This is a genomic window from Marinobacter shunpengi (assembly GCF_045449715.1).
Lineage (GTDB): Bacteria > Pseudomonadota > Gammaproteobacteria > Pseudomonadales > Oleiphilaceae > Marinobacter.
The window spans coordinates 130,755-155,468 of the sequence record NZ_JBJJLA010000015.1 but is presented as its reverse complement, the minus strand read 5'-3'; the positions used below and the strand labels follow the sequence as shown (position 1 = coordinate 155,468).

18 protein-coding genes are annotated in these 24,714 nt (G+C 61.1%); 10 read left to right on the top strand and 8 right to left on the bottom strand.

Annotation, left to right across the window (positions count from 1 at the left end):
• Positions 1 to 13: 13 nt before the first annotated feature.
• Positions 14 to 553, bottom strand: a complete 540-nt coding sequence (locus ACJO3T_RS08725; RefSeq protein ID WP_406964614.1) for a DUF2058 domain-containing protein — start codon at positions 551 to 553, stop codon at positions 14 to 16.
• Between the two features lie 99 nt (positions 554 to 652).
• On the opposite strand from ACJO3T_RS08725, the gene dbpA reads away from it, so the two are divergent.
• From dbpA to ACJO3T_RS08705, 4 genes are all read left to right on the top strand, one after another.
• On the top strand, positions 653 to 2,029 hold the full coding sequence (gene dbpA, locus ACJO3T_RS08720) for an ATP-dependent RNA helicase DbpA (protein WP_406964616.1): 1,377 nt from the start codon (positions 653 to 655) through the stop codon (positions 2,027 to 2,029).
• A gap of 240 nt (positions 2,030 to 2,269) precedes the next feature.
• Positions 2,270 to 2,521: an OadG family protein gene (locus tag ACJO3T_RS08715; RefSeq protein ID WP_406964618.1), complete on the top strand. Its 252-nt coding sequence runs from the start codon at positions 2,270 to 2,272 to the stop codon at positions 2,519 to 2,521.
• A 42-nt stretch (positions 2,522 to 2,563) separates the two neighbouring features.
• Positions 2,564 to 4,360, top strand: a complete 1,797-nt coding sequence (oadA, locus tag ACJO3T_RS08710) for a sodium-extruding oxaloacetate decarboxylase subunit alpha (RefSeq protein ID WP_406964619.1) — start codon at positions 2,564 to 2,566, stop codon at positions 4,358 to 4,360.
• A 13-nt stretch (positions 4,361 to 4,373) separates the two neighbouring features.
• A complete protein-coding gene (locus ACJO3T_RS08705) occupies positions 4,374 to 5,708 on the top strand; it encodes a sodium ion-translocating decarboxylase subunit beta (RefSeq protein WP_406964621.1) in 1,335 nt (444 codons plus the stop codon).
• Between the two features lie 154 nt (positions 5,709 to 5,862).
• Here the strand turns inward: ACJO3T_RS08705 and ACJO3T_RS08700 are convergent, their stop codons facing one another.
• The 3 genes from ACJO3T_RS08700 to imuA are packed head-to-tail and all read right to left on the bottom strand — an operon-like array spanning position 5,863 to position 11,106.
• On the bottom strand, positions 5,863 to 8,985 hold the full coding sequence (locus ACJO3T_RS08700) for an error-prone DNA polymerase (protein ID WP_406978320.1): 3,123 nt from the start codon (positions 8,983 to 8,985) through the stop codon (positions 5,863 to 5,865).
• 10 nt (positions 8,986 to 8,995) lie between these two features.
• Positions 8,996 to 10,414, bottom strand: coding sequence for a Y-family DNA polymerase (locus ACJO3T_RS08695; protein WP_406978319.1), 1,419 nt, complete (start codon positions 10,412 to 10,414; stop codon positions 8,996 to 8,998).
• Positions 10,411 to 11,106 (bottom strand): translesion DNA synthesis-associated protein ImuA, encoded by a 696-nt coding sequence (gene imuA, locus ACJO3T_RS08690; RefSeq protein WP_406978318.1) that lies wholly within the window; start codon positions 11,104 to 11,106, stop codon positions 10,411 to 10,413. Before imuA ends, ACJO3T_RS08695 begins: the two co-directional genes overlap by 4 nt.
• Before the next feature lie 122 nt (positions 11,107 to 11,228).
• Between imuA and ACJO3T_RS08685 the strand changes: the two genes are divergently transcribed.
• The gene (locus ACJO3T_RS08685; RefSeq protein WP_406964626.1) at positions 11,229 to 11,570 is read left to right on the top strand and encodes a 4a-hydroxytetrahydrobiopterin dehydratase; all 342 of its coding nucleotides are present in this window, start codon (positions 11,229 to 11,231) and stop codon (positions 11,568 to 11,570) included.
• Here the strand turns inward: ACJO3T_RS08685 and ACJO3T_RS08680 are convergent, their stop codons facing one another.
• Both ACJO3T_RS08680 and ACJO3T_RS08675 read right to left on the bottom strand, forming a co-directional pair.
• Entirely contained in the window at positions 11,571 to 12,359 is a 789-nt protein-coding gene (locus ACJO3T_RS08680) for a universal stress protein (protein WP_406978317.1), read from the bottom strand. It abuts the gene before it with no gap.
• A gap of 118 nt (positions 12,360 to 12,477) precedes the next feature.
• A complete protein-coding gene (locus ACJO3T_RS08675; protein WP_406978316.1) occupies positions 12,478 to 13,335 on the bottom strand; it encodes a helix-turn-helix domain-containing protein in 858 nt (285 codons plus the stop codon).
• A gap of 374 nt (positions 13,336 to 13,709) precedes the next feature.
• On the opposite strand from ACJO3T_RS08675, the gene ACJO3T_RS08670 reads away from it, so the two are divergent.
• Positions 13,710 to 16,820: a hypothetical protein gene (locus ACJO3T_RS08670; protein ID WP_406978315.1), complete on the top strand. Its 3,111-nt coding sequence runs from the start codon at positions 13,710 to 13,712 to the stop codon at positions 16,818 to 16,820.
• A gap of 100 nt (positions 16,821 to 16,920) precedes the next feature.
• Here ACJO3T_RS08670 and ACJO3T_RS08665 read toward each other — a convergent pair whose 3' ends face one another.
• Complete coding sequence (locus ACJO3T_RS08665; RefSeq protein ID WP_406978314.1) at positions 16,921 to 17,604, bottom strand: substrate-binding periplasmic protein; 684 nt, start codon at positions 17,602 to 17,604, stop codon at positions 16,921 to 16,923.
• Positions 17,605 to 17,753: 149 nt separating this feature from the next.
• Between ACJO3T_RS08665 and ACJO3T_RS08660 the strand changes: the two genes are divergently transcribed.
• Positions 17,754 to 18,206, top strand: coding sequence for an acyl-CoA thioesterase (locus ACJO3T_RS08660; RefSeq protein ID WP_406964633.1), 453 nt, complete (start codon positions 17,754 to 17,756; stop codon positions 18,204 to 18,206).
• On the opposite strand, the gene ggt is transcribed toward ACJO3T_RS08660, so the two are convergent.
• Entirely contained in the window at positions 18,203 to 19,924 is a 1,722-nt protein-coding gene (gene ggt / locus ACJO3T_RS08655; protein ID WP_406978313.1) for a gamma-glutamyltransferase, read from the bottom strand. The genes ACJO3T_RS08660 and ggt overlap by 4 nt on opposite strands.
• Positions 19,925 to 20,087: 163 nt before the next feature.
• On the opposite strand from ggt, the gene purU reads away from it, so the two are divergent.
• From purU to serC, 3 genes are all read left to right on the top strand, one after another.
• Positions 20,088 to 20,942, top strand: coding sequence for a formyltetrahydrofolate deformylase (gene purU, locus ACJO3T_RS08650; RefSeq protein ID WP_406964636.1), 855 nt, complete (start codon positions 20,088 to 20,090; stop codon positions 20,940 to 20,942).
• A gap of 75 nt (positions 20,943 to 21,017) precedes the next feature.
• A complete protein-coding gene (gene gyrA / locus ACJO3T_RS08645; RefSeq protein ID WP_406978312.1) occupies positions 21,018 to 23,639 on the top strand; it encodes a DNA gyrase subunit A in 2,622 nt (873 codons plus the stop codon).
• The gene (gene serC, locus ACJO3T_RS08640; protein ID WP_406978311.1) at positions 23,632 to 24,714 is read left to right on the top strand and encodes a 3-phosphoserine/phosphohydroxythreonine transaminase; all 1,083 of its coding nucleotides are present in this window, start codon (positions 23,632 to 23,634) and stop codon (positions 24,712 to 24,714) included. Before gyrA ends, serC begins: the two co-directional genes overlap by 8 nt.

Below are 24,714 nucleotides of genomic sequence, written 5' to 3'. Positions count from 1 at the left end.
CTCGGGATGGTGATCACCACATCAGGTCGTCCGGAATCTCGTAGCCCGCGTAAGGGTCGTCCTCATCCTGCTCCGCCTGCTGCTGGCGTTCGTGCAGCACCACCACGGCGGCCTCGTCCCGTTCCATGATCTTGCGGGCCACCGGCTCCGGAACCACTTCATAGTTGTCATTGACGAAAACCACCGCAAGCCGGCCCCGTGAGAGCTGATCGGTCATGGTGTCGTCCACCAGGATCTTCTTGATCTTCTTGCCGTGAACGAACTGGTAGTCGGTATCGCAGCGGCTGCGGTCCAGGCGGTTGGTGTCTACCAGTTGGCGGATCTGGGCGGCGATGGCCTTGCGCCGGGCTTCCTCGTTGCGCTGACGGTTCAGTTCCCGGTCGCGTTCGGCTTTTTCCTCCCGGGCCTGCTGAGCCCGTAACTTGGTTTCGTCCTGCTGGACAGCGCCCTTGGGTTGCTGTTTACGCTGTTTCTTCTTTTCTTTCTGATGGGCCTTGAGCTTTTTCTCGTCGGCAAGGCCAGCCTTGAGCAATTGTTCCTGAAGTGATGCCATGCTTGTTTCCGTGGGCGATTCTGAATTGACGACGGTTTCCGGTATTATAAGCGTCTGACGACCCTTGTCGTAACCTCCATTCTCCTTTCCGGACCTCCCATGACTACATTCCAGATACCTGGCCTGTCCAGCGCCATGCTCGACAACCTGACGACGCTCGGCTTCGAATCCCCGACGCCGATACAACAGGGGGCCATCCCGGTGGTGCTGGAAGGGCGGGACGTGATCGCCATGGCCCGCACCGGATCGGGCAAAACCGCCGCCTTCGGTATCGGAATGGTTGAGCGGCTCAATCCCAAACGGTTTGCGGTACAGGCTCTGGTGTTGTGCCCCACCCGTGAACTGGCCGATCAGGTGGCCAAGGCACTACGGGAGCTGGCACGGGCCTACCACAACATCAAGATTCTGACCCTGTGTGGCGGCACGCCAATCGGTCCGCAGATAGGTTCACTCAGCCATGGTGCCCATATCGTGGTGGGTACTCCGGGGCGAGTGCAGGATCATCTCCGCAAGGGCACGCTCTCGCTTGACCGGTTGAACATGCTGGTGCTGGATGAAGCGGATCGAATGCTGGACATGGGCTTCCAGGAAGCCGTGGAATCCATTGCCTCTCATTGCCCGGAGGATCGGCAAACGCTGCTGTTCTCGGCCACCTGGCCGGAGGCGATCCGCCGATTAAGTACCCGGTATCAGCGAGACCCGATCAGTGTGACGGTCAGTGGGGGGGAAGAGTCGACAGCCACCCTTCAACAACGGTTCTACGAACTGTCGCCGGGTCAGGAGGCAGAAGCGCTTATGGGGTTGCTGTCCAGGGAGCAGCCTTCCGGCTGTCTGGTGTTCTGTGCCACCAAACAGGATTGTGACACGGTGGCCTCCTCACTGACCCGAAGCGGTTTCAGTGCCCGACCGCTGCACGGAGATCTGGAGCAGAAAGAGCGGGACCTGGTACTGACCCTGTTCGCCAACCAGAGCTGCACGATTCTGGTGGCTACCGATGTGGCGGCCCGTGGGCTGGATATCGATGACCTGCCGCTGGTGGTGAATCTTGAGCCTGCCCGGTCGCCGGAAACCCACACCCATCGCATTGGGCGGACGGGGCGTGCCGGTCGGCAAGGGCTGGCCGTCACTTTTTTCACACCGGCCAGGGCGCACAAGATCACCCAATTGGAGCAGTCCACCGGAGAAACCATCGAACCCGTGTCGGTGGACGAGCTGCTGACCGTGCCCCTGGCACCGATCAAGCCCCGATATGTGACGCTCTGTCTGTCTGGCGGCAAAAAGGACAAGGTGCGCCCCGGGGATATCCTGGGAGCCTTGACAGGGGAGGCAGGTCTGCCCGGGAAGGTGGTCGGCAAGATCCACATCGATCCGTTTCAGAGTTTCGTGGCCGTTGAGTCGGCGGTCGCAAAAAAGGCGCTAAGTCGGCTTGAAGACGGTCGCGTCAAGGGCAGAAAATTCCGCGTGCGAATGGTTTGAAAGCGATCTGAAGAGGCCTTTTTTGCCATGAGGGGGTAATACGTGGTAATGCCAATTGCAGGATGTGAAGTGCTGGAAAAATGCGGGTTTCCGGCCAATAACCAAGTTGCCCTGTCAGGAATAAAACGGTAAATTACGCAGGATTTTGCCTCCGACAATGGTCTTAGTTCCAGTTGTGGTAAGGGTTGGGACACCGCTGTCAGAGGAAAGTCATCACATTCAACACAGGTAGCACATGTTATGAGTGAGCTGATGTCACAGGCGGTCGACCTGATGATCGCAGGCATGGGTTTCGTGTTCGTATTCCTGGTTATCCTGGTATTCGCAACCGGAATCATGTCCAGAATCATTGGCCGATTCGCGCCGCCCGAGCCGGCGACACCGGCCAGGGCGCCACGTGCCAAAGCATCTGCACCCGCTGCGGTTGATCCCGACACGGCGGAAGCAATAAAGAAAGCGATTGCACAATACCGGTCACGCCACAAGAAGTGACCGGCGCAGAATACTAGAACCTTTTAACAGAAGGCTGACACGATGACTGACACCAAGAAACCATTGGGGATCACGGACGTTATCCTGCGGGATGCGCATCAATCCCTGCTGGCAACCCGCATGCGTCTTGATGACATGCTGCCCATTGCCGAGAAGCTCGACAAGGTCGGCTTCTGGTCTCTGGAATCCTGGGGTGGAGCAACCTTTGACTCCTGTATCCGCTACCTGGGCGAGGATCCGTGGGAGCGGATCCGCGAACTGAAGAAAGCCATGCCGAATACCCAGCAGCAAATGCTGCTGCGCGGCCAGAACCTGCTGGGTTACCGTCATTACGCGGACGACGTGGTGGACCGGTTCTGTGAGCGTGCCGCCGAGAATGGTGTTGACGTGTTCCGGATTTTCGATGCCATGAACGATCCGCGTAACCTGGATCGTGCCATCAAGGCCGTTCGCAAGACCGGCAAGCATGCCCAGGGTACCATCGCCTATACCACGAGCCCGGTGCATACCATCGACATGTGGGTCGATATGGCGAAAGAAGTTGCCGATATGGGCGCGGACTCCATCGCCATCAAGGACATGGCCGGCATCCTCAAGCCTTACGTGGCCTTTGATCTGGTTAGCCGCCTGAAGAAAGAGCTGGATATCCCCATCCACATGCAGTGCCATGCGACCACCGGCATGTCTACCGCCACCGCCATCAAGGCCGCGGAAGCCGGTATCGACAATGTGGATACCGCCATTTCTTCCATGAGCATGACCTATGGTCACTCGCCCACCGAGGCCGTGGTTGCGATCCTGGAAGGTACTGACCGCGATACCGGGCTGGACCTGGAGTTGCTTGAGGAAATTGCCAGTTACTTCCGCCAGGTGCGTAAGAAGTATGCGAAGTTCGAGGGCAGCCTGCGTGGCACCGATTCCCGTATTCTGATTGCCCAGGTGCCGGGCGGTATGCTGACCAACATGGAGAACCAGCTTCGCGAACAGAATGCCACCGACAAGTTCGATGACGTGCTGGCGGAAATTCCCAAGGTTCGTGAGGACCTGGGCTTCATCCCGCTGGTAACCCCTACGTCCCAGATCGTGGGTACCCAGGCGGTACTGAACGTTCTGACGGGCGAGCGCTACAAGTCCATCTCCAAGGAAACGGCCGCCATTCTCAAGGGTGAGTACGGTGCCGCGCCCTCTGACTTCAACAAGGAGTTGCAGGAGCGTGTTCTCGATGGCAAGGAGCCGGTCACCTGCCGTCCGGCGGATCTGATCGAGCCGGAAATGGACAAGCTGACTGATGAGCTGAAGAAGCTGGCGGAAGAGAAGAACATCAAGCTGGCGGACCAGGCAGTGGACGATGTCCTGACTTATGCCCTGTTCCCGCAGATCGGCCTGAAGTTCCTGGAGAATCGTGGCAATCCGGATGCCTTCGAACCGGTACCCTCCGCGGAAGACGCGGCTGCGGCATCGGCGCCGGCCAAGTCCACCGAAGGCCCGGAAACCTACACTGTTACCGTGAATGGCAAGGAATACGTTGTCGGTGTTTCCGAAGGTGGTGAGCTGAGCCAGATCGAAGCCAAGGGTGGCGCTGCCGCACCTGCTTCCGGTTCTGCACCGGCACCGGCCACAGGGGAAGGTGAACCCGTTGTGGCGCCTCTCGGCGGCAACATCTTCAAGGTTCACGTTTCTCCGGGGGATCAGGTCGAGGAAGGCGATGTATTGATCATCCTCGAAGCCATGAAGATGGAAACCGAGGTCCGCGCTCCCAAGGCCGGCACCATCGGCGAAGTTTTCATCAAGGTTGGTGACGCCGTATCTCCTGATGACGAAATGCTGACAATCGCATAAGGGCCAGCATTCCATGGATAAATTACTAACGCTGTGGACAGGCAGTGGTCTGTTCAATATAGAGTTGGGCCAGGTGGTCATGATCGCCGTTGGCCTTCTTCTTCTGTTCCTTGCAATTCGCAAGGGGTTTGAGCCGTTGCTGCTGGTACCCATCGGGTTTGGCGGTATCCTGGCGAATATTCCGGAGGCAGGGCTTGCCCTGACTGCGGCGGAAAATGCCATCCATTTCGCGCTGAAGGGCGGTAATGCCGAGATTCTTGCCGCGCTGGCCGCGCCACTGGATGTGGCCTATCAGGCCGGCCAGTCGGTGACGCCCGAACTGAAGGAAGCCTTCAAGGTCGCGGTTAAGGAGGCCAGTTATTCCGAGATGGCGATGGCAAACTCCATCGCTCAGGATTTCGGTTACGGCAATGGCATGTTGTACAACTTCTACTCCGTGGTTATCGGCAGCACCATCGGGCCGCTGGTGATCTTCATGGGTGTGGGGGCAATGACCGACTTCGGTCCCCTGCTGGCCAATCCGAAGACCATGCTGCTGGGCGCGGCTGCCCAGTTCGGTATCTTCGGTACCGTGCTGGGTGCGGCGCTGCTCGACTGGCTGGGTGTTCTTGATTTCACCATCCTGGAAGCGGCAGCTATCGGTATCATCGGTGGCGCGGATGGCCCCACATCCATCTACGTGTCCAGCGTACTGGCTCCGCATCTGCTGGGCGCCATCGCGGTGTCGGCCTATGCCTACATGGCGATGGTTCCGATGATCCAGCCGCCGATCATGAAGGCGCTGACGACCAAGGAAGAGCGGGCCATCAAGATGAGCCAGTTACGTCCGGTCAGCAAGCGGGAGAAGATCACTTTCCCGCTGGTGGTGCTGATCGCCGTGGTGCTGTTCCTGCCGGATGCGGCGCCGCTGCTGGGCATGTTCTGCTTTGGTAACCTGATGCGTGAGTGTGGCGTGGTTGAGCGTCTGAGTGACACCGCCCAGAACGCGCTGATCAATATCACCACCATTTTCCTTGGCCTGTCCGTGGGTTCCAAGCTGATGGCGGACAAGTTCCTGGATGCCCAGACTCTGGGTATCCTGGCGCTGGGTATCGTCGCCTTCGGTGTGGGTACTGCCTGTGGTGTTCTGATGGCCAAGCTGATGAACTCCATGGTGAAAGAGAAGATCAACCCGCTGATCGGTTCTGCCGGTGTATCCGCGGTGCCAATGGCGGCGCGGGTCTCCAACAAGGTTGGTCTTGAGGCCAACCCGCAGAACTTCCTGCTGATGCACGCCATGGGCCCGAACGTGGCCGGCGTTATCGGCTCTGCGGTTGCTGCCGGTGTGATGATCAAGCTGCTTAGCTGATCTTCTGTCACTGGCTTTGGAAAACCCCGGTAGGCATTTAGCCTTCCGGGGTTTTTTTGTTTTCCGGCCTGGTGAATTTTGGGGGCTGGTCTGGTGGTAGGGGGTGCCATACTCCCCAATTTGCAGGCTAATGAAGTCGAAGCAAACGAGAAGCCTACTGAAAATCCCGGGAAGCCACCGGCAGGGTATGAATCAGATGACTCAGGTCCGTCAGCTTTCCCGCCATGATATGAACGATCTCCCCCTCACGCTCCACAATGCCCTTCACATGCAGCAACCGAGAGGTCAGCAGAGGTTTGCGTTGCTGCCGGGCAGTGTTTAACCAGACCACCACATTGATGTTGCCGAATTCGTCTTCCAGGGTCACAAAGGTCACGCCAGAGGCGGAACCGGGGCGCTGGCGACCGGTGACCAGGCCGGCGACCTGGACCGGGCGGTTGGGTTCGGCGGTTTTTAACTGCTGCGAGTTCAGGCAGTTGCGCAGTTCGCCCTGTTCCCGTAGCAGGGCCAGGGGATGCCGTTCCAGGCTGAGTCCCTGGCTGGCGTAATCCGCCAGGATATTCTGGCCCTCCGATGGCTCCGGGAGGTCGATGTCATCCTGCTCCGTCCGGTAGTCGCCGTCATCACCGGCCTCGGAAACCCACAGGGGCGCGGCGGGTTCGTGTCCCAGTAACTGCCAGTAACTCTGGTGGCGATGGCCACTGATAGCCTCCAGTGCATTGGCTCCGGCCAGCAACTCCAGGTCCCGCTGGGGCAGGGCGGTGCGCTGCCTGAGTTCCCTGATGCTGTGGTAGCCGCCGGGTGGTCGCTGACGGCACAGGATATCGGCGCTGTCCGGATTCAGGCCCCGGATCTGTTGCAGGCCAACACGCAAGTGTTGTCCAGGGCCCTCAAGGGTATAGTCCCAGTGACTGTGGTTCACATCCGCCGGCAGTACGGTGACATCATGGCGGCGCGCATCCTGGATCAGTTGCGACGGGGAGTAGAAGCCCATGGGCTGGCTGTTCAGCAGGCCGCAGTAGAAGGCCGCCGGGTGGTGACACTTGATCCAGGCGGAGATATACACCAGCAGGGCAAAGCTGGCGGAATGGGACTCCGGGAAGCCATAGCCCCCAAACCCGCAGATCTGCTGGTACAGCCGTTCGGCAAAGTCCTCATCGTGCCCGCGGGCCCGCATGCCGTTGATCAACTTGTCCCGGAACGGCGTCAGGTCGCCGTGGGACTTCCAGGCCGCCATGGCCCGGCGTAACTGGTCAGCCTCGCCAGCGGTAAAGCCGGCGGCCAACATGGCCAGTTTGATAGCCTGTTCCTGGAAGATGGGAACGCCCAGGGTTCGTTTCAGCACCGCCCGGACTTCGGCGTTGGGGTAGGTGGGTTTCTCCAGGCCGTGCCGTCGCTTGAGGTAGGGGTGCACCATATCCCCCTGGATGGGGCCGGGACGGACAATGGCGACCTGGATCACCAGGTCGTAGTACTTTTCCGGTCTCAGGCGGGGCAGCATATTGATCTGTGCCCGGGACTCCACCTGGAAAACGCCGATACTGTCGCCGGTTTTCAGCATATCGTAAGTGGCTTTGTTTTCCCGCTCGATGCCCTGCATGGTCAGGGGCTGACCGTCGCCCCCGGGGATGAGTGCCAGGGCCTTGCGGATGGCTGTCAGCATGCCCAGGGCGAGTACGTCCACCTTCATCAGCCCCAGGCTTTCCAGGTCGTCCTTGTCCCACTGGATCACCGTGCGGTTTCCCATGGCGGCGTTTTCCGTGGGTACCAGTTCCGCCAGGGGGCCCGAACTGATCACGAAGCCGCCCACATGCTGGGACAGGTGGCGGGGGAAGCCCAGCAGGGTGTTCACCAGGGTAAAGAACTGGTTGGCGACGCGCTCGTGACGGGTCAGTCCCTTGTCCAGAATTTGGCCGCGCCAGTCGGTTTCCCGGTCCCGCCAGTCGATGCCGTTGAGCAGTTGCTCCACCTGTACCGGGTCAAAACCCAGGGCCTTGCCCACATCCCGGATAGCGCTGCGGGGGCGGTAACGAATGACGGTGGCTGCCAGGGCGGCCCGGTCCCGCCCATAGCGCCGGTAGATGTACTGGATGACCTCTTCCCGTCGCTCGTGTTCGAAGTCCACATCGATATCCGGGGGCTCACCACGGTCCTTCGAGATAAACCGTTCGAACAGCAGCTCCACCTGGCGGGGGTCCACCTCGGTGATGCCCAGGCAGTAGCAGACCGCCGAGTTGGCCGCCGATCCCCGGCCCTGGCAGAGGATGTCCTGGCTGCGGGCGAAGCTGACGATGTCCTGGATGGTCAGGAAGTAGTGTTCGTACCGCATCTCATGGATCAGGGCCAGTTCCTTGTGGATCTGTGCCTGGAGATCCGCTGGCGTGCCGTCCGGGAACCGCCGTTGTTCGCCCTGGCGGGTCAATTCCTGCAGCCAGGAGGCCGGAGTCTCGCCGTGGGGGATCAGTTCCGATGGATACTCGTAATGGAGCTCGGATGGGCGGAAGGTGCACTGTTCGGCAATGGTCAGGGTCTCCTGCAACCAGGCCTTCGGGAACAGGCGTTCCAGTACGGGGAGGGGGCGCAGGTAGCGTTCACCGTTCTGGAACAGGTGATGGCCGGCGTCTTCCAGGCTGGTGTTGTGGCGAATGGCGGTGAGTACGTCTTGCAGGGGCTGGCGCTGCCGGCAGTGCATGTGCACCTCGCCGGTGGCGGCAATGGGGCGCCCGAGCTGTTGTGAGAGGGCGTGGATACGTTGCAGGTGTTGGTCCTCCCCGGATTCCAGGGTGCGACTGGCCGCCAGCCAGAGTTGGTCCGGGAACCGGTCCAGCAGCCATTCACCAATGCGATGTGCCTCGGCATACCGGTCCTGCTCCGGTACCGGTGGTAACCACAGGCAGAGACAGTGATCCAGGGTATGGGTTTCCAGGTCCTCCGGAAGCAGTTGATAGCGGCCTTTCGGAGCCCGGCGCCGGGCAGTGGTGATCAGCCGGCAGAGCTGGCCATAGCCCACCAGGGTGCGGGCCAGCAGGATTAGCCGGGTTGTGGGCGATGCTGGAAATGCCGGTTCCAGTTCGAAATAGCTGCCGGTGATCAGTGCCACCGGGCTGCCCTCCAGAGCCTGCCAGGCCCGGGGAATGCCGGCTACGGAGCAGGTATCGGTAATGGCCAGGGCCTGGTATTTCAGCTCCAGGGCCTTCTCCGCCAATTCATGGGGGTGGGAGGCGCCGGTCAGGAAGGTGAAATTGCTGAAGCAGTGCAACTCGGCATAACCGTTCATGGGGCGACTCCTAACCAAACCAGCCATGGACGAACCAGCTTAGCTGGTTGTCCCGGTAGACCCAGGCCAGTTGCCCGCTGGCAAGGCGGGCAATGTAGTAGTCCCGCATCACCCGGGCGCCATCCCACCAGCCCCCACTGATGCGCTCAGGGCTGCTGAGCCAGGCTTCCGGTGTGGTGTCCAGGGGGAGGGGGTGTGGCAACAGCCACAGCGGGCGCAAGGGAAGGTGTGCCGAAGCCCTGCCATGGCCGTGGTGCCCGGCGGCCAGGCTGCGGGCGCTCCAGGCCCGTTCCGGCCGGTGGTCCGCCGCCGGTGCCAGGTGATGCAGGGCCTGTTCCCCCAGGCGGGCCTGCAGGCGGCTGACCAGGGTATGCCAGGCTTCGCCGGGATCGGAGGCTTCCCCCAGCAGGTCCGTGTGGGTAACAGCCTGACGGTCGAGGAAGCGGGTGACTTTCAGTTCCAGGGTTTCCACCGGTGCCTGCAAGGGGTGCTGCTCCAGGCGAATCCTGAGCAGGCTCAGGAAGGCGTCCGCCCGGTGTTCCGGGCCGGTGGTGCGCACCCTCAGGCGACTGGGCTCCCGCCGGTAATGGTGGAGTATCAGCAACAGGCTGTCGGTGTCCTGCTGGCGCCATTGCAGGTCGCTTTCCAGTTCCGACAGCATGCGTTGCAGGGCGAACAGGAGGCCCTGGGCTTTCTCCACGGGCAGGCCGAAATCAGCCCGTTGCCGGAAGTGGTGGGGTGGCTGCCAACTGGTCTGCGGGTCCGGTCGCTGCCCCTGGAGCCGCTGGACATAGGCCAGGGTTTCCGGTGCCAGGCGGCGGGCCAGTTCCGGGGCCGGCAGCCGGAAGACCTGGCCCAGGGTGGTCAGACCCAGGCGGGTCAGGCGTTGCAGGGTGCGTTCATCAAAGCCGGCGTGGGCCAGGGGGAGAGCCTCGAGCCGACCTAGCATGTGCGATGCTTCCCCGGTACAGCACTGGACCCCGGCCCGGGCCAGCAGGCGGGTCGACAGGGGCGTCGTGCCGGTGGTCAGGGTGGCGTTCAGCCGTCGCTCGTCCAGGGCCTGCTGGAGTTGCTGCCGCAGTGTTTCCAGGTCGCCGTACAGTCGCTGCACGCTGGCGGCCTCCGCCAACAGGCCGTCCGGTGGATGCAGGGTGATTCGGTCCATGTAGCGGTACAGCCAGTGGGCCTGTTGCTCCAGTATCTCGCCCTGGCGGGCATCGTCGGCGTGGATCATGACCAGTTCCGGAGCCAGGTTGAGGGCGGTCTTCAGGGCCATACCGGGCTGGATGCCCAGCTCCCTGGCCCGGGGGCAGGCCTGCAGCACCTGCCGGGTGCCGTGGGACAGCACCGCCAGTGGCCCGGTATCCTGCCGGGAGCGGGCGATATGGTCCAGCAGCAGGTGCCGGAAATGCAGGTATAGCCAGGTCATGGCGCCGGTCCGTCAGGCCAGGGCCCGCGGATAACCGTGGCGGAGGGTTCCCGGTCGGCCTGTCCCGCCCGGGCTGGCAGGGGCAGGGTGCAGCCCTCACCGGGCCAGCTTCCCCGGCGTTTGAGGATGTTGATCCGCAGGGCCAGCGAAGGATCGGGTGCCAGTTCCAGGCGCAGGGCGGCCGGGGAACTCTGGTGAGCCTCCCGGCGGGACTGGAACAGGATGCAACTGCTCTGGCCGGCCTCGGCAGCCAGTTGCAGGCGGCGGATGTCCCGGGCGGCCAGGGTGCCCGGCCAGGCCATGACCAGGCCGGTGATGGTGGAGCGCAGGCAGTTTTCCAGGGTCCATAGCAGGTCCGGGTGGGATTCGGTCCGCACGACCACCAACTGATCCAGGTCGATATCCTCACGGGCCAGGGCGGGGGCGTAGGGTGTCAGGGGTGGATTGATCCAGAACACCGCCTGTTTACGGTGGGTTACCCGCCGCAGCAGGGGCAGTACCAGTTGCAGTTCACCGATCCCGGGGACATCCAGCAGGCATTCGCTGAGGGCTCCCCGAGGCCATCCAAGGCCGCCGAGCTGCTCATCCAGGGCGTCGAACCCGGTGGGATCCGGAGCGGGTGCGGTTGTCTTCTGGTGGTGTCCGTGCCACAGACGGGCATCCGTGAACAGGGTGTTCAGCAGGTCATTCATGGTTCAATCCGATACTGTTTAAATGTACAGTATTATGAACCCGGGAGGATTTCAACAGTGGTGCCGACCTGTTACGGTGAAGATGAACCGAACGGAACGCACAGACATAGGGAGACACTAAAATGATTGCACTGGAAAAAGAGCAATGTGAAGCCTGCCGGGCTGATGCGCCGACCGTCACCCCGGAAGAGCAGGATACCCTGATGAAGGACGTGCCCGATTGGGAAGTCATCAAGGTGGATGGGGTCAACCAGTTACGCCGGGAGTTCCGCTTCCGTAATTTCGTCCAGGCCCAGGCCTTCACCAACCGGGTAGCGGACCTGGCAGAGGAAGAGGGGCATCATCCAGCCATCCTGCTGGAGTTTGGCAAGGCGACGGTGCGCTGGTGGACCCACAAGATCCATGGCCTGCACCGTAACGACTTCATCATGGCGGCGAGGACCGACAAGCTGTTCGAGGAGTAGTCAGGGGACCAGCAACACCGGGTGGCGGCTTTCCCGTACGACGGTTTCTGCGGTGTGCCCGAGGGGAAACTGGTCCTCGGGCGTGCTGCCGCGCTTGCCGATCAGGGTCAGTGCTGGCTGGCTGTCCCTGATCAGCGTCAGTAGCTCACGGGACGGATGCCCGGTGAGGATCCTGGCATGGACCGAGGCCTTGCTGTTGGCGATATCGTGAACCAGCCTGTCCACCTCGTCGGCCTCCGGAGGGGCGTCATCCGGACGCACCCAGACCACCCGGCCTTCCTGGCCATCGCCTGTCAGCCCCCGGAACAGATCCTCGCAACGGCGGGCGTTCCCGGAACCGTCGGTGGCCAGGAACACTGGTGAATGCGGGGAGGAAGGTTGTGCCTCAACCGGCAGTATCAGTAAGGGACGCCGCGTCATACGGGCCAGGTTCATGGTGATATTACCCCTGAACAGTTCGCGACCGGCGGAGTGATGGGTGCTGCAGCAGATAACACCATCGGCCTGGTGGTGGCGGGCCAGCTCCAGTACACAGGAGGCCACGAACCCATGACGGACCTCATAGTCGGTATCCACCTGCCACTGTTCGGCATACTGCTTGGCAAGATCCCTCAGTTTGCTCTCCACGGCGCTGTCGCTGTCCCGAATATCTTTTCGGGTGTGGGGTTCAATTACATAGGTGAGCGTCAGCCTCTTGGTCCCAAGTCGCTCCAGCAAGGGGGGCAACTGCTTGATGGCCTGTTCCCAGTTGTCGGAATAATCAACGGTCAGAATCAGATGGCTCAGCATATCCAGCACGCTCCTTGGAAGCATCATCAGATGGTCATGGGAAAGGCCTGATACGGCATTAAGGACGCTTTCAGGGACTTCCTGATACAAAGCTAGCACATTGTGGTGACGGCGCTATTCAGGAAACTTCCAGGGGCTTGCTCGATCCGGACAGGGCGCTGAAACCCTCCGCCAACAGCTGGGGGTCGATATGGAAGCGGACGCCTTCACTGGTTCTGAGCAGTCCGGATGGCATGATGCCCATCATGCTGTGAAAAGTATTGGAAAAATGGGCCAGGTCGGAAAATCCCGAAGCCACGGCAGCCTGGGTGAAGGTCTGGCCATTGGCGATGGCCAGTGTGGTGGCGTGCATGCGGTGCCATTGCCGATAGCGACCGGCGGAGATGCCAAGGTACTGGCGGAACAGCTGGATCACCCGGGGCACTGAGAGGTTGACCGTGGCCGCCAGGTCTTCCGTGGTGATGTTCTGGGTTCGCCCTCCCCGGATCATGCTGATGGCCCGGACAACCCTGGGGTCGACGCCGGTCGGGTCCAGCCGGTTGGTGTCCGGCACCCCCAGCTTCACGAGGGTGCCCAGCACCGCCTGGGGAGACAGGGATGCTCCCAGGATATGCCGCGCCAGGGACACCAGGTGATCTTCACCGGACAGGGACCAGAGGATATCGCAGGTCCTGTGGACCGCGGTTCCGGACAGGGCAGCGAAGTCGTGCTGGAACGGATCAAGAAACAGCACCATGACGGATGGGCTGTCACTCTCGACCCAGATGGGCAGGCCGGGCCTGACCAGACAGCAGCGGGTATCCACCGCTTCGTCGGCATGGGTCTGTCGATGTACCCGCAGGTTGCTTTCCACACCGACCAGCAGGGCTGCACTGCCGTAGCTGCGGTAGCGCGGTGCCAGGCTGGGGCCGGCGTAAAGTACGCGGTTATCCCAGATATAGATGTGAGTGGGCACACGGTCGGCCGGAGATTGCACGGGGTTCCCTCCGTGGGATGCAAGTCTTTCCAAACTCCCTGAGAAGCCCCTGAACAACGGGGCCTGGGCGCGAGACGATGTTCAGCGCCTGTCAGTGGCTTTCTGTCATCCCTATATCCTACCCGGTATTGGCTGGAAGTGAGGTCATATCGGCGTGACCAAGTGCTCAGATGGTACCGAATTATCATTGCGCACAAATGATGCGGTCATGACCACGGGTATCCTGCGGGTTCCAGTTCAGGGGCGGCTCCGGTCCGCTCCTTATGCAGTATGGACGATGCATAACGCAAACAGGGTAGCCAGGGAGCAGTAGGTTGCCTTCAGGGAGAGTTCAATGGAGAGTTCCAATGAATAAGAACATCAGGCGACCGCTTATGAATAGGCGGGCCTCGGCATGTCGTTACTATCTGTCCGGCCTGGCCCTGGCCATGGCTGCCGTCAATGCGCCGGCGGCGGTCCTTTTCGAGGAGAATTTCTCGGATGGCCTTGGCGCCTTTACCGACCAGGGCCGCGTCTACAATATGACCGCGGGTGAGGTGTCCATGCGTGGTGGCGGGTCTACCGAGACCCGGGTCCGTTCCGGCCCCATCGCGATCAATGGCGCCAGTGACCTGACCCTGTCCTTCTACAGGGACATTTCAGGGTTTGACAGCGGTGAGTCACTGACAGCCTTTGTGTCCAGCGACGGCAGCACCTTCCAGTCCATCCAGTCCGTCAGCAGCGGATCCGGCGTGGTGACCGTGGATATCAGTGATGTGGCCGATGGTCAGGACCAGGTATACCTGCAATTCGCCATCAATGCGTCCAGTTTCTTCGAACGGGCGGGCCTGGGCAGCATCCTGCTTGAGGGCAATGCATCGGATAATCCGGACGATCCGGATGACCCCGATGACCCGGACGATCCCGATGATCCGGACAACCCCGGCGGTGATGATGAGCCCATGCCTGAAGCCGGGGATTTCGTCACCTTCGAATCCGGGCATGTGCGCCCCATGGCCCTGTCGTCTGACGGCAACCGCCTCTACGTGGTGAATACGCCGGACAACACCGTGCAGGTGTTCGATGTATCCGGTGCCTCCCCCACCCCGGTGGAAACCATTCCGGTGGGCCTGGAGCCGGTCTCCGTGACCCTGCGTAACGACGGTGAGCTGTGGGTGGTCAACCACCTGTCCGACAGTGTCAGCATCGTTGACGTATCCGGTACCACCGCCCGGATCAGGAATACGCTGCTGGTGGGTGACGAGCCCCGGGACATCGTCTTTGCCGGTAATAACGACCAGTGGGCCTTCATTACCGCTGCCCACCGTGGTCAGAACGTGCCGTTCGATCCCGAGTTGACCACGCCGGGTGTCGGTCGTGCTGATGTCTGGGTGTTCGATGCCGGTAATCCCGGTTTCCAGCTTGGCGGCGAGCCCGTCACCATCCTCAATATGTTTGGCGACACCCTGCGCGGCCTGGCCCGCAGCCCGGATGGCACCACGGTGTATACCGCCGTATTCAACTCCGGTAACCGGACCACGGTCCTGGATGAGGAAATTCCCGATGGCGGTCTGGACAAACCTGGTCCGCAGGTTGCCGCGGATGGTACCGAGCAACCCCGTACCGGCATGATCGTGCAGTTTGACGGTCAGGACTGGATGGGACCCGGTGATCCCGTCAATGGCGATGCCCCCCAGGCCTGGAACGATCTGGTCAAGCTCGAACTGCCGGACTACGACGTGTTCGAGATCGACACCACCGGTTCCGTGCCCCGTGTGGCCTCCCGCACCAGTGGCGTGGGTACCACGCTGTTTAACCTGGCGGTCAACCCGAGCAACGGCAATGTGTACGTTTCCAACCAGGAAGCGAACAACCTGACCCGTTTCGAAGGCCCTGGCCTGGCCTCCACCACCGTGAATGGCAACTTCGTGCAAAGTCGGATCACTGTGGTAGACGGCAATAATGCCTTGCCGCGTCACCTGAACAAGCACATCGACTATACCACCGAACCTGGCAACGGAACCGCCAGCGAGAAGGAGCGTGCTGTCGCCATTCCGTTGCAGATGGCGGTGTCGTCTGATGGCGAGGACCTGTTCATGGCATCCATGGGTTCCAGCAAGCTGGTACGCTATGACACCGGTGCCCTGGAGAACGACAGCTTCCAGCCCAATACCAACGACCAGCTGGTTGTCAGCGGTGGCGGTGCCACCGGGGTGGTACTGGATGAGGCTCGTGGCCGTGCCTTCGTGACCACCCGCTTCGACAACGGCGTGTCAGTGGTGGATATCGACGGCACCATGAGCGAGCTGGCCCATGTCACCATGGACAATCCGGAACCGCAGAAAGTGGTCGAGGGTCGCCGGTTCCTGTACGACGCCACCTACACCTCCAGTCGGGGTGATTCCTCCTGCGCAGGTTGTCACGTGTTCGGGGACATGGACCACCTGTCCTGGGACCTGGGTAACCCGGATATCGCCTCCGAGGACAATCCCAACGAGTACAACGAGAACGTTCCTGCATTTGGCCGCAACCTGACCTTCCACGCCATGAAGGGACCCATGGCCACCCAGAGTCTGCGTGGCCTGAAAGGCAATGGCCCCATGCACTGGCGGGGCGACCGTACCGGTGAGGACCGGGCGCCTGGCGAAAGCCTCGAAATGGCCGCCTTCAAGGAGTTTAACGAGGCCTTCCCGGGTCTTGTGGGTCGTTCCTCCGAACTGACGGATGCGGAAATGACCAGCTTCGCGGAGTTCGCGCTGGAGCTGGCCTATCCGCCCAATCCGGTTGCGGCCCTGGACAACAGCCTGAGTCCACGATTGCAGGAGGCCCTGGAGGTCTACAACACCATCAATTCCGATTTCGTGACCAACTGTAATGGTTGCCATGTGCTGGATGCGGATCAGGGCATGTTCGGTACCGATGGCACCATGTCCATTGAGGGTGGTGATGTTGACGAGGACATGAAGATCCCGCACTTGCGAAACATGTACCAGAAGGTTGGCATGTTCACCAAGAATGGTGCCGATCGTCCGGAAACCGGTCCCCAGATCCGTGGCTTCGGTTACGACAACCAGGGGGCATCCGGTTCCATCGACAACTTCCTGAGTGCTCCGGTATTCCTCCTGCTGGGTGAAGAGAATCGCCTGATGGTCCAGGACCTGGCCCTGGCATTCCCGTCGGAAATGAATCCCATCGTGGGTCAGCAGGTGACCCTGAACCCGGACAACCGCAACCGAGCGGACGTACAGGCTCGTCTGGACCTGCTGATCGAGCGGGCCCTGGTGACCGATCCACGTCCTGAGTGCGACCTGGTAGCCACGGCGGTACTTGATGGCCAGACCAGACGTTGGGTGTTCAACGCCAACGAGAAGTTTGTGCCGGGTGACCGTGCCACGCCGTCCCTGTCCCGCAGTGAGCTGCTGTCCCAGGTGAACGACGAGGACACTTCGGTGACCTTTACCTGCACGCCTCCGGGCAGCGGTGTTCGCAACGTGGCAAGCAACTGATCCGTCGGTTGCCTTGTTGTCAGGCTACGGCCTGAAGAATAAAACCCCGGCCTGCGAGCCGGGGTTTTTTGTGTTCTGCCAGGTGATATAGAACGTTTATTCAGTATTCCTGCCCGATTATTTCGGTATCTTCCTTCATGTCATCCCAGGCGCGGTTAAGGTCCTCGACCATCCTGTCGGTGCCCGGTGCCTTTTCCGAGAAGACCAGTGTCAGGGGCCAATCCAGGAGGTTGTCATACTGAAGGTCGGGCAGGGGGTTGTCCTGGAGCAGGTTGTCCATGGGGGACTGGAAGTTGATAAGGTAGTCGCCACGTTCGAATGCCAGCATCCGGATGGCAGAGAGGTGACTTGGGGCAATCGTGACCTGGGTGTCCGGGTCTTCCTTCAGAGAGTCCAGTAGGCGCCAGTAGGTATAGCCCCGGATCAGGATCAGGCTTTTACCCTGGAGATCTTCAATGGAGGAAATTCGGGCCGCATCCTCCCGGGAGTAGGCGTTGAGCCGGATGCTGCCGGTATGAAAATCGGTTTCCCGGGTGTAGGGGCCCAGCTCGGGAACGCCGGCCGACCCGAGCCACATATCGATGTCGCCGTGTTCCAGATACAGGTAGACCCGCTCTATGGGGAGCTCCTGCCAGGTGATATGGTATCCGGCCCGGTCGGCGACAGCCTCGGACAGGTCAATGAAGGTGCCTTCCACCTCTCCGGTGTCCGTAGTGGTAGGCCAGTGGCGGGAACTCGATGAAGGCTCCACGAATAACCGGGCGATCCTCAGCGTTCGCTGCATGGGACGGGAAGCTGGCCAGTGTCGCGGCGAGCGACACGGCGCCTATGGTGCGACGAAGCTTGCTCATGAGCGGATCTTTATACTTGGAATTATTGTGCGGTTTGCATGGCGAACTTACTTGAGTTTGTAAATTATCGGGAAGCAGAAGCATGACAGCAGACTATCTGCGAAAGCGGACCGGGTTTCCGGTCTTTGATGAGATTACAACACGATGGGCGGACAATGACCTCTATGGGCATGTCAATAATGTGACCTATTACGCCTGGTTTGACAGCAGTGTGAACCGTTACCTGATTGAGCAGGGCGGCCTCGACATTCATAACGGTCAGACAATTGCCTATGTGGTGAATTCCTCCTGCGACTATTTCAGTCCCATCGCCTATCCGGAAAGGGTGGAGGCCGGGCTGCGGGTGGAAAGGCTCGGGAACAGTTCGGTGGTGTATAACATCGGTATTTTCCGCCAGGGGGAGGAGGAGGCCTGCGCCGTGGGCCGCTTTGTCCATGTTTTCGTGGACCGGAAAACCGATCGCCCGGCGCCGATTCCGGACCAGATCCGGCAGGCCCTGTCGAAACTGGTCCGGGAAACGGACGGGGCAGGCTAGTAACCGCGGGCGCTGGACGTACTTCTACGAGGATCCGCGGCGCCCCACAGCTGCCCGTTATCGTCGACCTGGATGCTCTGGATGGCGCCCATGGCGGCCCGGGGCCTGACGGTGTGCCCCATGCTCTCCAGCAGGTCAATGGTGTCCGGGCTGATGCCCTGCTCGATACGGATTTCGTCCGGCAGCCACTGGTGATGGATGCGGGGCGCCGACACTGCCGACTGGATGTTCAGGTCATGGTCGACCACATTCATGATCACCTGCAGGGTGGTAGTGATTATACGGGAGCCGCCAGGACTGCCGGTCACCAGGACATTCCTGCCGTCCTTACGCAGGATGGTGGGCGACATTGAACTGAGCATGCGCTTGTCAGGCTCGATACGGTTGGCTTCGCCGCCGATCAGGCCGTAGGCATTGGGAACACCGGGCTTGGCGCTGAAGTCGTCCATCTCGTTATTCAGCAGGAAGCCGGCGCCGGCCACGGTAATACCTGAGCCGTAGCTGAAGTTTATGGTGTAAGTGTTTGAAACGGCGTTGCCCCACTGGTCCACGATGGAAAAGTGAGTGGTCTCGTTGCTTTCATAGGGCTGTGGCTTGCCGGGGGCGATCTGTTCAGAGGGCGTCGCTTCATGGCGATCGATTCCATTCCTGAGGTGCTCCGCATAGGCCTTGCTGGTCAGTCCTTCCAGCGGTACCTCGACAAAATCCGTATCTCCCAGGTATTCGGAACGGTCGGCATAGGCCCGTTTCATGGCCTCGGCCATCAGGTGAATGGTCTGTGCCGAGTTATGGCCATAGTCGCCCATGGGGTAGCCTTCAAGGATATTCAGTATCTGGACGATATGGGTGCCGCCGCTGCTGGGTGGTGACATGGAGAAGACCTCGTGGCCACGATAGGTGCCCATGACCGGTTCGCGGATAACCGGCCTGTAGCCAGCCAGGTCCTCCAGGGTGATCAGGCCGCCGCCACGCTCCATTTCGTCGACGATCAGGCGGGCGGTTTCTCCTTCGTAGAAATCCTCGATACCGTGGTCGGCAATACGCTGCAGGGTGGCTGCCAGTTCCGGCTGGCGGAAGACCTCGCCGGGCTGGGGCGCGCTGCCATCCTCCCGGTAGAAGGTGGCCCGGGTGGCGGGCCAGGGCTGCAGTCTGTCGCGGGCCTGTTCCAGGCCTTCGGTGAAGCGGTGGGGTACCTCGAAGCCGTCCCGGGCCAGGGCAATGGCCGGCGCCAGAGCCTCGGCCAGGGTGATGGTGCCGTACTCCTCCAGGGCCATGGCAAATCCCGCCACCGTCCCCGGCACGCCCGACGCCAGGTGGCTGAAGCGACTGCGCTGTGGCACCACGTTACCGTCACTGTCCTGGAACATGGTCCGGGTGGCCACCGCCGGGGCTGTTTCCCGGTAATCGATGGCTTTCACCGGGCTGCCATCTCCCGGCGCCACCAGCATGAAACCGCCGCCACCGATATTGCCGGAGCGGGGCTGGGTCACTGCCAGGGCAAAGCCGGCGGTCACCGCGGCATCCACGGCATTACCTCCGTCCTTCAGGACCTCCAGGGCCACTTCGGTCGCCTTGTGATGACTGGTGGCCACCATGGCCTGGTCGCCGGGCACAGGGTGCTGACGTTCTCCCTCGAGGATGGCCTGGGCGTTGCAGTACCCTGACAGCAAGGTCAGCAGGACCAGCCAGGGGAGGCAGTATTGCCGGGGGCGTTGCATGGGGGTGCTCCTTTTGGTTGGTGGCGCGGTCGTCGGAAACGGCTGCTGCACCTTCGTTCCAGCGCCGGTTTAGGCTATGATAGCCGGTCATTTTTCCATACGGGGGCCGGTCGTGAATTCGTCCGGTTTTCCGTTTTCTCCAGTTCCCTTATAGGACAGGTTCATGGAACACACATACCGTCTGGTGATTTCCTGCCCGGACCGGGTGGGTATTGTGGCAAAAGTCAGTAACTTCTTGTCCACCTACAATGGCTGGATCACCGAAGCCAGCCACCATTCCGACAATCAGGCTGGCTGGTTCTTCATGCGTCATGAGATCAAGGCCAGCTCCATTCCTTTCGGCCTGGATCAGTTCCGTACCGCCTTCGAGCCCATCGCCCGGGAATTCGAGATGAGCTGGCATATTGCCGACTCGGCCCAGCCCAAGAAAGTGGTGCTCATGTGCAGCAAGGAGTCCCATTGTGTGGCCGACCTGCTGTATCGCTGGCACAGCGGCGAGCTTAACGTGGATATCGCGGCCGTAATCTCCAACCATGAGGACCTGCGCCGAATGGTTGAGTGGCATGAGATTCCGTACCACTGTATCCCGGTCAGCAAGGAGAACAAGGCTGAGGCCTTTGCCGAGATCGACGGCCTGTTCCAGTCCTATGAAGCGGATGTGATCGTGCTGGCGCGCTACATGCAGATCCTGCCTGCCGAAGTGTGCGAGAAATACAGCGGTAAGGTGATCAATATCCACCATTCGTTCCTGCCGTCCTTTGCCGGTGCCCGGCCCTACCACCAGGCCTACAGCCGGGGTGTAAAGCTGATTGGCGCCACCTGCCATTACGTGACCCAGGACCTGGATGAAGGCCCCATCATCGAGCAGGATGTGATCCGCATCAGCCACAGCGATGCCATCGAGGACATGGTGCGACTGGGCAAGGATGTGGAAAAGAATGTCCTGGCCCGTGGCCTGCGCGCCCATGTCGAGGACCGGGTCATTACCTACGAAAACAAGACCGTGGTTTTTGACTGAGCCGACTACCTGATTGTGGTAGTATCGATCGCTTAAACAACACGACTTCCAGCAAATTCAAAGGAACCATTCTCGATGGGTGAGTTAGCCAAAGAGATCCTGCCGGTCAATATCGAAGACGAGCTCAAACAGTCGTACCTGGACTACGCCATGAGCGTCATTATCGGCCGGGCGCTTCCCGATGTCCGTGATGGCCTCAAGCCGGTACACCGGCGTGTTCTGTTCGCCATGTCCGAGCTGGGCAACGACTGGAACAAGCCGTACAAGAAGTCCGCCCGTGTGGTGGGTGATGTGATCGGTAAATACCATCCCCACGGGGACTCCGCGGTCTACGACACCATCGTGCGCATGGCGCAGCCGTTCTCCCTGCGTTATCCGCTGGTGGACGGGCAGGGCAACTTCGGTTCCATCGACGGTGACAACGCGGCGGCCATGCGTTACACCGAGATCCGCATGGAAAAGCTCGCCCAGGCACTGCTGGCGGACCTGGACAAGGAAACGGTGGACTACGTCGACAACTACGACGGCACCGAGAGGATTCCGGACGTCCTGCCGACGCGGGTGCCGAACCTGCTGGTCAATGGCTCCTCCGGGATTGCGGTGGGCATGGCCACCAACATCCCGCCCCATAACCTGACGGAAATCATCAATGGCTGTCTGGCACTGATCGACAACCCGGACACCACCATCGACGAGCTGATGGACATTATTCCGGGGCCGGACTTTCCCACTGAGGGCATCATCAATGGCCGTGCCGGTATCGTAGAGGCCTACCGTACCGGTCGTGGCCGCGTCTGGATCCGTGCCCGTCATGAGATCGAGCATGACAAGAAGACTGGCCGCGACGCCGTCATCATCACCGAGCTGCCATACCAGCTCAACAAGGCCCGGCTCATCGAGAAGATCGCCGAGCTGGTGAAGGAAAAGCGCCTGGAAGGCATCACCGAGCTGCGGGACGAGTCCAACAAGGAAGGCATCCGGGTTGTGATCGAGCTGCGTCGGGGCGAAAACCCCGAGGTCATCGTCAACAACCTGTTTGCCCAGACCCAGCTGGAAACCGTGTTCGGCATTAACATGGTGGCGCTGCTCAACGGCGAGCCCAAGATCCTCAACCTGAAGGAAATGCTCGACGCCTTCGTGCGCCACCGCCGGGAAGTGGTCACCCGCCGCACCATCTACGAGCTGCGCAAGGCCCGGGAGCGGGGGCATATCCTGGAAGGTCTTACCGTTGCCCTGGCCAACATCGACGAGATCATCGAGCTCATCAAGGCTTCTCCGTCCGCCGCCGAAGCCAAGGAAAAGCTGATGGACAAGGGCTGGGCGCCCGGCGATGTGCTGGCCATGCTGGAACGGGCCGGCAAGGATGCCTGCCGTCCGGATGACCTGCCGGAAATCTATGGCCTGCGTGACGACCTCTATCACCTGTCACCGGAACAGGCCCAGGCCATCCTTGACCTGCGCCTGCACCGCCTGACCGGCCTGGAGACCGAGAAGCTCCAGAACGAATACAAGGAAATCGTCGAGAAGATCGCTGACCTGCTGGACATCCTGGGTGATCCGGAGCGTCTGCTGCAGGTGATCCGTGATGAGCTGGCGGCCATCGTTGACGAATACGGCGACGAGCGCCGTACCGAGATTATCAGCTCCCGCCGTGACCTGACGGTGGCGGACCTGATCGACGAGGAAGACCTGGTGGTGACCATCTCCCACGGTGGCTACGCCAAGACCCAGGCGGTAGAGGACTACCAGGCCCAGCGCCGGGGTGGCCGGGGTAAGGCCGCCACGTCCATGAAGGACGAGGACTTCATCGAAAAGCTGTTGGTGGCCAATTCCCACGATACCATCCTGTGCTTCTCCAACCGCGGCAAGGTCTACTGGCTGCGGGTGTTCGAGATTCCCCGGGGCAGTCGTGGTTCCCGTGGTCGTCCGATGGTGAATATCCTGCCGCTGGACGAGGGTGAGCGTATCACCACCTTCCTGCCGGTACGGGACTACCCGGAAGATCATTACGTACTGATGGCGACCTCCAACGGCGTGGTCAAGAAGACACCGCTGCCGAATTTCTCCCGCCCCCGTTCCAACGGCCTGATCGCCCTGAACCTGGATGAGGGCGATGCCCTGATCGGTGCGGCCATCACCCAGGGCGAATCCGAGGTGATGCTGTTCTCCACCGCCGGCAAGGCGGTGCGCTTCAACGAGGAAGCCGTGCGTCCCATGAGCCGCACCGCCCGTGGTGTGCGTGGTATCCGGATGCCGGAAGGGCATCATGTGGTATCGCTGATCATTCCCCAGGAAGGCGGCGTTATCCTCACGGCCAGTGAGAATGGCTACGGCAAGCGCACGACGTTTGATGAGTTCCCCGCCTACAGTCGTGGCAGCCAGGGCGTGATTGCCATGCAGTGTTCCGAGCGTAACGGCAACCTGGTGACAGCACTGCAGCTGTTCGATGGCGACGAGATGATGCTGATCTCCGACAAGGGCACCCTGGTGCGTACCCGCACTGACGAGGTGTCCGTCCTCAGCCGGAACACCCAGGGGGTTCGCCTGATCCGCCTGACCCAGGAAGACGAACGCCTGGTGGGTGTGGAGCGGATTGCCGAGAGCGATGACGAGGAAGCCGAGGAAGCGGAATCCGGGGAGGAGTCCGGTGAGGAAAGTGCCAGCAACGACAGCAATGGGGACGCCGCCGATGAGTAGGGCGTACAACTTCTGCGCCGGCCCGGCCGCCCTGCCGGAGCCCGTGCTGCGGCAGGCAAGGGACGAAATGCTGGACTGGCGAGGCACCGGCATGTCGGTGATGGAAATGAGCCATCGCAGCGACGACTTCGTGGAAATCGCCGAAACCGCTGAGAAAGACCTGCGTGAACTTGCCGGCATTTCAGATGATTACAGCGTACTCTTTATGCAGGGTGGAGCTTCCAGCCAGTTTGCCACCGTGCCCCTGAACCTGCTGGGCGACAGTGGCCGGGCGGACTATGTCAATACCGGCATCTGGTCGAAGAAGGCCATTGCCGAAGCCAGCCGTTACGCGGATGTGAACGTGGCGGCCAGCAGTGAGGATAGCGGTTTCACCACCGTTCCCCTGCAGGAGACCTGGAACACCAGCGCCGATGCCGCTTACCTCCACTACACCCCGAACGAGACCATCGGCGGGCTGGAGTACGACTTCATTCCGGACAGCGGCAATGTCCCCCTGGTGGCGGACCTGTCCTCCACCATCCTCTCCCGGTCGCTGGATGTGTCGAAGTTCGGCCTGATCTACGCCGGTGCCCAGAAGAACATCGGCCCATCGGGCCTGGTGGTGGTGATCATCCGCAAAGACCTGCTGGGCAAAGCCCGGGCGGAAACGCCGACCATGATGAACTACCAGGTGCAGGCGGATAACGGCTCCATGTACAACACCCCGGCGACCTACTCCTGGTACCTGGCCGGGCTGGTGTTCAAGTGGCTGAAAGAGCAGGGCGGTGTCGCGGCCATGGAGCAGCTCAACCGTCGCAAGTCGACCAAGCTCTATGACTTCATCGACCGTAGCGACTTCTACGCCAACCCTATCGATCCCCGGTTCCGCTCCTGGATGAACGTGCCGTTTACCCTGGCGGACGATGGCCTGAACAGCACCTTCCTGAAGGGCGCCGAGGCCCGGGGGCTGCTGAACCTCAAGGGTCACCGCAGCGTGGGTGGCATGCGCGCCAGCATCTATAACGCCATGCCCGAAGCGGGCGTGGACGCCCTGATCGACTATATGGCCGGATTTGTGAAGGAGCATGGCTGA

Bases quoted from the DNA above. Each gene is read 5' to 3' on its own strand.
- ACJO3T_RS08725 (WP_406964614.1), bottom strand. From the start codon at position 553: ATGGCATCACTTCAGGAACAATTGCTCAAGGCTGGCCTTGCCGACGAG.
- dbpA (WP_406964616.1), top strand. From the start codon at position 653: ATGACTACATTCCAGATACCTGGCCTGTCCAGCGCCATGCTCGACAAC.
- ACJO3T_RS08715 (WP_406964618.1), top strand. From the start codon at position 2,270: ATGAGTGAGCTGATGTCACAGGCGGTCGACCTGATGATCGCAGGCATG.
- oadA (WP_406964619.1), top strand. From the start codon at position 2,564: ATGACTGACACCAAGAAACCATTGGGGATCACGGACGTTATCCTGCGG.
- ACJO3T_RS08705 (WP_406964621.1), top strand. From the start codon at position 4,374: ATGGATAAATTACTAACGCTGTGGACAGGCAGTGGTCTGTTCAATATA.
- ACJO3T_RS08700 (WP_406978320.1), bottom strand. From the start codon at position 8,985: ATGAACGGTTATGCCGAGTTGCACTGCTTCAGCAATTTCACCTTCCTG.
- ACJO3T_RS08695 (WP_406978319.1), bottom strand. From the start codon at position 10,414: ATGACCTGGCTATACCTGCATTTCCGGCACCTGCTGCTGGACCATATC.
- imuA (WP_406978318.1), bottom strand. From the start codon at position 11,106: ATGAATGACCTGCTGAACACCCTGTTCACGGATGCCCGTCTGTGGCAC.
- ACJO3T_RS08685 (WP_406964626.1), top strand. From the start codon at position 11,229: ATGATTGCACTGGAAAAAGAGCAATGTGAAGCCTGCCGGGCTGATGCG.
- ACJO3T_RS08680 (WP_406978317.1), bottom strand. From the start codon at position 12,359: ATGCTGAGCCATCTGATTCTGACCGTTGATTATTCCGACAACTGGGAA.
- ACJO3T_RS08670 (WP_406978315.1), top strand. From the start codon at position 13,710: ATGAATAGGCGGGCCTCGGCATGTCGTTACTATCTGTCCGGCCTGGCC.
- ACJO3T_RS08665 (WP_406978314.1), bottom strand. From the start codon at position 17,604: ATGCAGCGAACGCTGAGGATCGCCCGGTTATTCGTGGAGCCTTCATCG.
- ACJO3T_RS08660 (WP_406964633.1), top strand. From the start codon at position 17,754: ATGACAGCAGACTATCTGCGAAAGCGGACCGGGTTTCCGGTCTTTGAT.
- ggt (WP_406978313.1), bottom strand. From the start codon at position 19,924: ATGCAACGCCCCCGGCAATACTGCCTCCCCTGGCTGGTCCTGCTGACC.
- purU (WP_406964636.1), top strand. From the start codon at position 20,088: ATGGAACACACATACCGTCTGGTGATTTCCTGCCCGGACCGGGTGGGT.
- gyrA (WP_406978312.1), top strand. From the start codon at position 21,018: ATGGGTGAGTTAGCCAAAGAGATCCTGCCGGTCAATATCGAAGACGAG.
- serC (WP_406978311.1), top strand. From the start codon at position 23,632: ATGAGTAGGGCGTACAACTTCTGCGCCGGCCCGGCCGCCCTGCCGGAG.